Source organism: Spongiibacter sp., from assembly GCF_984394615.1.
On sequence record NZ_CFHTQA010000065.1, the window covers coordinates 1 to 9,825 of the forward strand.

At 58.6% G+C, this 9,825-nt stretch carries 9 protein-coding genes; 4 read left to right on the forward strand and 5 right to left on the reverse strand.

Annotation, left to right across the window (positions count from 1 at the left end; translation table 11 throughout):
• Positions 1-12 precede the first annotated feature (12 nt).
• Complete coding sequence (locus AC5DB9_RS15985) at positions 13-762, reverse strand: hypothetical protein (RefSeq protein ID WP_022960664.1); 750 nt, start codon at positions 760-762, stop codon at positions 13-15.
• 92 nt (positions 763-854) lie between these two features.
• On the opposite strand from AC5DB9_RS15985, the gene AC5DB9_RS15990 reads away from it, so the two are divergent.
• On the forward strand, positions 855-1,133 hold the full coding sequence (locus tag AC5DB9_RS15990; protein WP_272993962.1) for a peptidylprolyl isomerase: 279 nt from the start codon (positions 855-857) through the stop codon (positions 1,131-1,133).
• Between the two features lie 3 nt (positions 1,134-1,136).
• Here the strand turns inward: AC5DB9_RS15990 and AC5DB9_RS15995 are convergent, their stop codons facing one another.
• On the reverse strand, positions 1,137-1,676 hold the full coding sequence (locus AC5DB9_RS15995) for a PepSY-associated TM helix domain-containing protein (RefSeq protein ID WP_272993963.1): 540 nt from the start codon (positions 1,674-1,676) through the stop codon (positions 1,137-1,139).
• A 133-nt stretch (positions 1,677-1,809) separates the two neighbouring features.
• Positions 1,810-2,850: a transporter gene (locus tag AC5DB9_RS16000; protein WP_272993964.1), complete on the reverse strand. Its 1,041-nt coding sequence runs from the start codon at positions 2,848-2,850 to the stop codon at positions 1,810-1,812.
• Between the two features lie 159 nt (positions 2,851-3,009).
• Here AC5DB9_RS16000 and AC5DB9_RS16005 point away from each other — a divergent pair, with 159 nt between their 5' ends.
• Positions 3,010-4,281, forward strand: coding sequence for an ATP-binding protein (locus AC5DB9_RS16005; protein ID WP_022960660.1), 1,272 nt, complete (start codon positions 3,010-3,012; stop codon positions 4,279-4,281).
• Positions 4,278-4,826 (forward strand): response regulator transcription factor, encoded by a 549-nt coding sequence (locus AC5DB9_RS16010; protein ID WP_022960659.1) that lies wholly within the window; start codon positions 4,278-4,280, stop codon positions 4,824-4,826. The genes AC5DB9_RS16005 and AC5DB9_RS16010 overlap by 4 nt, the downstream gene beginning before the upstream one ends.
• 3 nt (positions 4,827-4,829) lie before the next feature.
• Here the strand turns inward: AC5DB9_RS16010 and AC5DB9_RS16015 are convergent, their stop codons facing one another.
• Together AC5DB9_RS16015 and AC5DB9_RS16020 are read right to left on the reverse strand one after the other, a co-directional pair.
• Positions 4,830-7,763 (reverse strand): choice-of-anchor I family protein, encoded by a 2,934-nt coding sequence (locus tag AC5DB9_RS16015; RefSeq protein ID WP_272993965.1) that lies wholly within the window; start codon positions 7,761-7,763, stop codon positions 4,830-4,832.
• A 120-nt stretch (positions 7,764-7,883) separates the two neighbouring features.
• Entirely contained in the window at positions 7,884-9,104 is a 1,221-nt protein-coding gene (locus AC5DB9_RS16020; RefSeq protein WP_272993966.1) for an argininosuccinate synthase, read from the reverse strand.
• A 235-nt stretch (positions 9,105-9,339) separates the two neighbouring features.
• Here AC5DB9_RS16020 and AC5DB9_RS16025 point away from each other — a divergent pair.
• Positions 9,340-9,825, forward strand: a 486-nt coding sequence (locus AC5DB9_RS16025) for an ABC transporter ATP-binding protein (RefSeq protein WP_491732088.1), incomplete at its 3' end; no start/stop codon positions are given.

Genomic DNA, 9,825 nt, shown 5'->3' on the forward strand with positions numbered 1-9,825 from the left:
TATGGCCTGAGCTCAGACAAACGGCGCTTCGCTTTCCAGAAAGCGCCGCAGCTCCTCACACTCGTCGGCATTGCGGTCGCCCGTGCCCCGCCGGCTGTCCATCACGTCGATATAGTTCAGCAGCCCCACCTCATTGAACGCGTACATCGGGGTGTCAGTATCGAAATCCGGCTCCGCCCGCTGTGCCTGCCAGTTGCCACTGCGGGCGTGAAACAAGCGGTTGCGGGAGCTGTTGTCGATAAGCAGCAAACCCGGATGCTGATTCACCAGCAGCCCCCAGCCTTGCGCAATACTCTGGGCCTGAAGACGCTGGTGAACCTCGTCGATTGACGCGCCTCTACGCAGAGCGCTCATAACGCGCTGCACCCCGTCCTCGCCCATCACCCAGGTGGCAAAATAGCGACGCGGCGCCGGTAGCCAGAACGCCGTAGGATAGGGCGGCGTGTCCTGATGCGGTTGCTGACAGAAGTCGGTGAGATAGGGATTGCTGCTGTATTGATGCTGCTGAGGCGCTCGCTGAGCCAAGGTGTAGTTTTGGGGATTTAATGGCAGACCGGGAAACTCGACAAGGCCGTAGTCCAGAATCTCTCGTCGCAGCTCCTGCAAAAACCCGTAGGCACTGCCGCAATAGGGGTAGCGCTCCCGCAATGCCTGGGGCACGGTAATTCGCAATCCCAGCCGGCGGCCATCGAGCCGGTGTACCCCGGACTCAACGCGGCACTCAGCGGCAATATCGGCAAAGCAGAACGGCACTCTGGGCATAAGGTTTCAGCGTATTTGCGAAAGAAGAAAACAACAGGATTATATATACTCACCCCCCCGTTTTCAGACCGCAAGTATCCTCGGAGTGTTCGATGCGCAGCGCCATGGCCCGCCACATTCTTGTTAAAACAGCCGACGAAGCCAAGGCACTGAAACGTCGTGTGGAGAAAGGCGATAACTTTGAGCAGCTCGCCCGCAAACACTCCCAGTGTCCATCAGGCAAGCGCGGCGGCGATCTTGGCGAAGTAAAGAAAGGCCAGATGGTCGCCAGCGTTGATAAGGCCATATTCAGCGGGCCGCTGCGGCAGGTTCAGGGCCCGGTCAAAAGCCGTTTCGGCTACCATCTGGTGCAGGTGTACTTTCGCGATTGAGCCTCAGGCAAACAGCGCCAACAGCAGGAAGACCGCCAGGCCACCTACCGATAATTGCAGGGTGCGAGTGCGCAGACCTTTGGCGGCCAGTCCCAGCCACAGCCCACTGAGCATAATCAATACCAGCGCCAGAGAGAAAATCTGCTGCCCGAGACGGAACCACTGGGGGCCATGCCCTTTATGCAGTTCAATCAAAGACGCCTGAAGACTCGGCTTAACCACATCGATCTGCACCCCCCCCTCACTGGGCGTCAGACGATAGTTAAGACGGTTGCTGGGACGAGTACTCACCTCCCGGCCACGCACTTTAACTTGCTCAAAATCGCCGCCCAAACCGGCCTGATCCAGCAAGGCCCGCACATCCTCTTCCAGCTGCACGCTATCCAGGTTCAGGCTACCCGGCAGCAGCACGGAGCTTTCCACACGCTGCTCACCTTTAATACCGACCAGATACAAACCACCGGAGATCGCCATCAGTATCACCATCGGTGCAAAGAAAGCGGCCAGATACAGGTGGATATTAATCAGTAACTTCCTTGACATGAAAACGCCCCCCTCGAGCATTCAATGCCGCCGGCAGACCGGACAGGCAAGACAGTAACGACGACTGGTAAATCTGCGTCGTCGTGTAATTTACCACGTAATGCCAGTTTACCGACGCTAAATTAAGCCTGGATTAAAAGGCGTACTGCCAACCCGCTGTAAACGTGGACTGCTGTTCCATTTGCGGGCCACCGAGATGCTGGTAGACCGGTTCGCTGTACTCAAGCGCCAAGCGGTGGCCCTTGGCACGGCCTTTGGTGAAGAGATAGTTCACCCCCACGGCCAATTCGCTGCGCTCACCGCCCTGAGCACCGGGATCTGCCGTGGGCACCATCATCGGGTTCAGATCATCGCGGGCACCATCAATATTGCCCCAGGCGCTGTGAATAAGGCGCAGAGAGCCGCTGAAGGCTGGCGTGAAACTGCGTGCCAGCCAGCCGCTGAGTTGGCCGCGATTGCCCATCCGGTAGTCATTGTCGTTGTAGTCGGTGGGCACAGTCAGCATGAGCTGCGCGCCCCAACTGAAGGTGTTGCCAAACCCCGTATAGGTCACTCCGGGCATCAGATCAACACTGCCGGAGCCGAGCTGCATGCGATAAGGCAGCTTCGCCTCATTCTGCGCGGGCGTGTCGTCACGCTCATCAATACTCCCCGTCGGCAGACTCACGCCAAGGTTGGCATGCAGTCGGTGGCGAGCGTCGTCACTCTGATAAAGTTTGATCAGTGCAGAGGCTTTAACATCACCCACCCCCTCACTGCGCGTGGTAAAACGCTGTCCCATACGGGTTACATGCGTCATCTCGTTGCGCAGATACGGCAACATCAGCATGACGGTGACCTCGTCGCTCGGTGCGTACATCGCCCCGAACATATGCATTTCCATGTCCATGCTGAGCGGTGCCACCATATAGGGCCCCGGCGCCATCATCGTGCCGGTAATTTGCCCTGCCGACACACGGTCACCGCCGTCGAGATTGCCCTCCATCTCCATCGCCATATAACGATAGGACAGCATCCACTCTCCCACTTTATGGCGGTGATCACCCATCACGCCAATCGGTGCATGAGAGCTTGCCCCCATGCTCGCAGCCGCAGGAGCGGTTTCATGGGCAATGCTGAATGTGCTGACAAGCAGCGCCAGTAACGGCAGACCCTGCCGGATCGTTTTATACATAGGAGGAGGCACCCTGAGGAGTATGATTGTTTTTGTTTGGCGCAGAAGTTTACCATCAGGCGCTGAGCGACATCGCGCTGCTGCGACATAATGACGCAGCAGCGCAGGCCCGAACAGGGTCAACCGCTATACTTAGTCCTTTGTTTGCCAGGAGCCAACGTGAATCCGGATACCGCCAACCTCCGACGCCTGTGCGCCATTCGCAGCGTGGTGATCGCCGGTCAGTTTCTGGCCCTGGAATTCGCCAAGCATCAGCTCGGCTGGATGCTGCCCTATGTCACGCTGGAACTGCTGCTGGGGGTGATCGCCCTGTTTGCGCTGTTCTGCTGGTGGCGAAGCTATCAGCGCTGGCCGGTCATTGAGCTGGAGCTGTTTGTCCAACTTTGCGTCGACGTCGCGGGCTTTACTGCGGTGCTGTATTTCTCCGGCGGGAGCAACAACCCGTTTATCTCTTATCTACTGGTGCCGCTGTGCATCTCCGCCACCACCCTGCCCCTGCGCTACACCTGGGCACTGGGTGTGATGTCCCTGTTGGCCTACAGCCTGCTGCTGGTTTACTTCATTCCATTGGCGCCGCTATCGCCCCACAGCCACCAGACCATGCAGGGCATGACCCTCAACATGCACGTGGCAGGTATGTGGATGAACTTTGTGGTCAGCGCCCTGCTGATCGCCTACTTCGTTTCCGCCATGGCCAGCAGCCTGCGGCAGAAGGAGAACGAACTGGCGCAGGTTCGCGAACGCCAGCTGCAGGATGAACAATTGCTGGCCGTCGCCACACTCGCCGCCGGAACGGCTCACGAGCTGGGCACCCCTCTGGCAACGATCAAGGTGATCAGCGAAGACCTGCGCGAAGAGGTGGAGACCGACCTGCGTGAAGATGTCGATGCGCTCAGCGAACAGGTGGATCACTGCAAGCAGATTCTCGACAAACTGGTGAGTACTGCGCGCGACCTGAGCGCCTTGCAGGCTGAAACGGAACCCCTGGCCAGCTACGTACAGGGCTTGGTGGACCGCTGGCAACTGATGCGACCCGGCAGTGAGTTAGTGGTGGATATCGCGCCCGAGCTGCGCGCCATGACCATCAGCCTCGACGGCACCGTAAGCCAAAGCATTCTCAACCTGCTGAACAACGCGGCAGATGTGACTCCGGACCAGGTGAGCCTGAGCATCTATCAAGACGATGACCAGCTCTGCCTTGCCATTAAAGACCGTGGCCCCGGCCTGCCAGGCGCCGAAGGCGTTATCCACAAAGCTTACGTCAGCACTAAAGGCAAAGGCCTGGGATTGGGCTTGATGCTCAGCCACGCCACCGCTGAACGCTATGGTGGAAATCTGCAGTGGCATCGACGGCGGGGCGGCGGAAGCCGTCTCGAACTGCGCCTGCCACTGGCCGCCATCAGCCATTATCGCGAAGAGGACAATGCATGAATGCTAGCCAACATAAACGCTTTCTGGTTATCGACGATGATGAGGCTTTCTGTCATGCGCTGTCGCGCTCACTACAGCGCAAGGGCTACCTTGTAGAGGTGGCGCAAGATCTGGACAGTGCCCGGCAGGTCTGCCAGCAATTCAGTCCGCACTACGCCGTAGTGGACCTGAAGATTGATCAGGAATCCGGCCTGAGCATTATTCCCTACCTCCGGGAGCGCTTCCCCGACATTCGCCTGCTGATGCTGACCGGCTACTCCAGCATCGCCACCGCGGTGGACGCGATAAAGCTGGGCGCCGACAACTACCTGCAGAAACCGGCGGGTACCACTGCCATTCTCAACGCACTGAACGAAGAACGGCGCAGCCCGGCAGTCGAAAGCATCGACCCGATTAAGGCGCCGTCACTGGAAAGAATGACCTGGGAGCATATTCAGCAGGCGCTGAAGGAAAATGACGGGAATATCTCAGCCACGGCACGGCAGCTGGGGATGCACCGGCGCACTTTGCAGCGCAAACTGCAGAAGCGGCCGGTGAAGTCCTGAGGCTTACTCGGTCTCGGTTTCGGTACCGGTTCTCAGTCGGAAAATACGCACATTGCCGGTGGCGCTGTTGGCAACCGCCAGATACGCCACACTCTCAACCACGAAGGTAGCCAGCCCTTCCGGTCCGACATCACCCGTTTCATTGCTCAGCGATGCCGCAAAATTGCGGTTATTCAGGTAGCTGACGAACTGCACACCATAGGGTGAAGTGATGTCGTAAACCGCGACCCCACCGACGCCGTTGAGCGTGATCAGCGCATAGATACGCTCTTGACTGGAAACCAGGGCCAAGCCCTTGGGCTGTGCGCCCTTCTCGTCGCTGAGGGTATCGCGATCATTGGCATTGTTACCCAGCAGGGTCTGTGTCACACGAATCAGATCATTACCGGAATCGTAGATCAGATTACCTTCCGCATCGCGAACCGAGAACGAGCGCGCACCAAAGGCGGAAATCTGATCGATATCACCGTCACCGTCGGTATCACCGCGCTCGCTGCTGACCTGCAGACGTCCCAGCTGGCTGTCATTGCCGGCGGCGGCAGCACTGGGGTTGGCAGGATCGATCTCCGGCCCAACTACACCGTCGAGGTCGCTGGCACGCAGCAACTCGGAGAAGCCACTGAAGTCACGGGCTCGTCCCTCATTGGCGGTCACGAAGAAATTACTGCCACCGCTTTGATAGGTGCGAAGACCATAGGGCTGATAAAGACCAACCACACCGGGCCATGTCTGCAGAGTAATACTGCCGTTGTCATTGACGTCGAGGCTGTTGCGAGCCTCGCCGAAATCTTTGACGCCCAGATCAATCAGCGCATCGACGCTGGCAGTTTCCAGGTCAATCACGGCCACCGCATTGTTGCTCTGCAGGCTGACGTAGGCTTTGTCGTTATCCAGGGTTACGCTGATGCGACCGGGCTCAAGATCCTGTGCCAGGGTCACACCGGGAGCCAGCGGCTTCAAGCCAGCGGGCACTTCATCAGCACGACTTCCACCACTGTTGAACTCGCTGAAATCGATGTCGTTAATGGTCACATTGTCGACGCCATCGCTTAAATCGATCTGCGTAATCGAGCCTTCCGGATTGACGCTGTGGTCATCGCTCGGCAAGCCTTCGTTGGCAACCAGCAGACTGCTGGACAGCAAGTCGAAGACAATGGCACTGGGACCGGGGCCCACGTCATAGGTCGCGACAAGGCTCAGATCTTCCAGCAGATAAAGCGCGGCAATCCCATCGTCCTGCGGATTATCCGCAGCGATCGCTACCGCCAGGAAACCGCTGCCTGTCGCAATGCTGGTGGCGGCACCCAAGGTTTTAGCGGCATCGGCTTCAGCGGCGCTGAGGTCGACGGTGCCATTGAGTACCGGCGAAAGTGCCTCACTGACGTCGACGATATCCACACCGCCCGTCTGCCCGTTGAGCACAAACAATTGGCTGTTGGTCGAATCGGAGGCCACCGCCTTGGCAGCACCGCCGTTCAGCTGTGCATCATTGCGACGGATACTGGCCGATTCAGCGTAATCCATGCTGATCTGGAGCGGCACATTGTCAACAAGGAAGGCGCCCAAGGGCAGGATGGCAATACGGTTTGCGGTATCGCCGTACAGTCCGTAGCGGTTGTCATTGATCAGCGCAACGAAATTCGCGCTCAACAGAGCCAGTGCTTCCACGTTTTCGCCCAGCGGGTCGATGCCGCTTGGCAGAGGCATGCTCAGGCTGTCAAAACCGAGGTGTTTGGGTACAAACGGAACCCCGGCCACCAGAAACTGCTCTTCCAGGCTGGGGCTCGTGTTGCTGTCGTCCCAGCTTGTGCCCAGAATGCTTTCGGCGTCGGCGAGATTGATTTTGTAGTACTTACTGACGCTGCGCGCCTGCTCAACCACTACCAGATAATCGGTGTCCACGGCCGCCGCTTCGGTCACGCGGATTTCGCTCTGATCAATCAGCTCACCGTTGTCGAGATCACCGCTGCCATCAAACAGGCGTGCATATTGCTCTGGGCTGTCGAGGCGATAGAGGTACTCGCCGTCGATGCTGGAAATCGTGCCGTCGTCATTAAGCGCCAGTTTGCCGATACGCACGATTCGCGACTCTGCCGCCGCTGCGCTGCCGGGATTAGCCAGCGGTGCCGCCATCACGAAATACAGGAAGGCATTGTCCGGGCTCAGCGCCAGCGCCGAGATACCCCGGCCATTTTGACGCTTGCTGAGAATGGACGGCAGGTAACTTTCACTCACCGTGTACGCGGCGCCCGTGTAGTCAGCACCGCGTCCGGCTGGGACTTCGCGACGCAGGATGGTGCCGTCACTGTCAATCAGCAGCAAACTGGGGCCGTAGTCGTCGGCCACCCAGAACCGTCCGTTCTCGAGCTTGACCAGCGCCTCGGGGTCGATCCCGTTCGGCGTCGACAGCAGCTGGTTGCCACTCGGGTCGAAAGCCACTTCCTCGGGACCGTTGCTGTTGGCATTTGGCAGGCCACTGGCTTTTTGCGCCCCCGCCTCGATAAAGACGGTGTCCTGCTGCTCCAGCGCGAGTTTGGTACCCACACCACTGAGCTTCCATTTCTGGATGCGCGGCTGATATTGCGGCTGCACGAAGACCACACCGCTGTTGTCGTCGCAGAAATTGGCCTGACCAATCATCTCCGCACTGTCCGAACAGGGGAATGTCGGCCCGCGATCCGTGATCGTGTAGAAGATATTGCTGCCTTCATCGGTCGCGCGGAACGCACCACTGCCAACAGACAGGCTGACAGGCAGCGAGGCGCCATTACTGAACTGCACCGTGCCGAGCGATTCCTCAACGAAGAACTGCCGGGAGTTCAGCTCGAAGCTGAGTCGGCGACTGCTGGAGTCACTGTCACCACTACAAGCCACCATGCCAAACGCGGCGGCCAGTAAAGGAAAGGTCTTGAGTAAGGCCCGTTTTGATCCAATCATGCACTCGATCCCGATATTGAAAGGCGGCTGCTCAGCCACCCTGAATGTTCTTGTTGTGTTATTGACTCGCCATCGCAGTAAAAAGGGGGCCACGGCCCCCTTCTTTCCTGCCACTCAGCCTTAGAGCTGCGAGCGGCCTTTGTTTGCGGCGATACGCAGACGCAGTGCGTTCAGTTTGATGAAGCCTTCGGCGTCTTTCTGATCGTAGGCGCCCGCATCATCTTCAAAGGTGGCAATCGCCTCGTCGAACAGGGAGTTGTCTGACTTGCGACCTACTACGACCACATTCCCCTTATAGAGTTTCAGGCGTACGGTGCCGTTCACGAAACCCTGCGACTCGTCGATGGCCGCCTGCAGCATACGGCGCTCCGGGCTGAACCAGTAACCGTTATACACCAGCTTGGCGTAACGCGGCATCAGCTCGTCTTTCAGGTGGGCCGCTTCGCGGTCCAGTGTGATCGACTCAATGGCGCGGTGGGCCTTAAGCATAATGGTGCCGCCGGGGGTTTCATAACAGCCGCGCGACTTCATGCCCACGTAGCGGTTTTCAACCAGGTCCAGACGGCCAATGCCATTGTCACCGGCCAGCTTGTTCAGTGTGGCCAGCATAGTGGCCGGGCTCAGCGCCTCGCCGTTCAGCGTTACCGGATCGCCGTTCTGATAACCCAGCTCAATGTATGTGGGCTTGTCGGGAGCCGCTTCGGGGCTGACGCTCCAGCGCCACATGTCTTCTTCCGGCTCCCAGTACGGATCTTCCAGATTGCCGCCTTCGTAAGAAATGTGCAGCAGGTTGGCATCCATAGAGTACGGCGACTTCTTCTTTTTGTTGGAGAAATCGACCGGAATCTGGTGCTGTTCGCAGTACGCCATCAGGGTCTCGCGGGAAGTCAGATCCCACTCGCGCCAGGGCGCAATCACTTTAATGCCGGGCTTCAGCGAATAGGCGCCCAGTTCGAAGCGCACCTGGTCGTTGCCCTTGCCTGTCGCGCCGTGGGAGATGGCATCGGCGCCGGTCTCGTTAGCAATCTCGATCAGTCGCTTGGCAATCAGCGGGCGGGCAATCGACGTACCCAGCAGGTACTCACCCTCATAAATTGCGTTGCTGCGGAACATCGGAAAAACAAAATCTCGCACATACTCTTCGCGAAGATCATCGATGTAGATTTCTTTCACGCCCAGCGCCTGGGCTTTGGCGCGCGCCGGTTCCACTTCCTCGCCCTGACCAATATCAGCGGTAAACGTCACCACTTCACACTGATAGGTTTCCTGCAACCACTTGACGATGACCGAGGTGTCCAGGCCACCTGAATAGGCCAGTACAACCTTGTTGATATCCGACATAACACACTCCGAAAAACACCTGCGCGCCCAGTGCCGCAGGGTGGGAAAAGCCCGCTATTTTAGCGGGCTTTGCGGCCGCACGCCATGCCGCGCGCGCAGCGCCCATGCACCGTGATGAGGCAGTGCGCAAAAGTGGCAAAAATGTCGGAATTTTTTCGCCCCTCAAGGATTGACTGCGCCGCCATATAGCCCGACATTAGCGCCGTTTTTTCACGTTTTTGTGGAGAGTTCCGGCGTGTTAGAAATCGTCGATGTTTCACGGCGCTTTGGCGATTACCAGGCGCTGAACTGCGTAAGCCTGCATGTCGAGGCCGGGGAGTTTTTTACTCTGCTCGGCCCCTCCGGCTGCGGCAAGACCACGCTGCTGCGCAGCATCGCCGGTTTTGAGCAACCCGACAGCGGCGATATTCTGCTCGATGGCCGCTCGCTGCTGAGTCTGCCGCCGGAGCAGCGCCCGGTGCACACCGTTTTCCAGAGCTACGCGCTGTTCCCTCACATGACGGTGGCCGACAACATCGCCTTCCCCCTGCGGATGGCTGGCTGCAACGAGACCGAGATTCGCCAGCGCGTTGCTGAAGTGCTGGAGGATGTACGTTTGCCCGACGCCGGCAGCCGCTTCCCCGACGCCCTCTCTGGCGGCCAGCGCCAACGGATTGCGATAGCAAGAGCACTGGTCAATCGACCACGCCTGCTGCTGCTCGACGAGCCGCTGTCGGCGCTG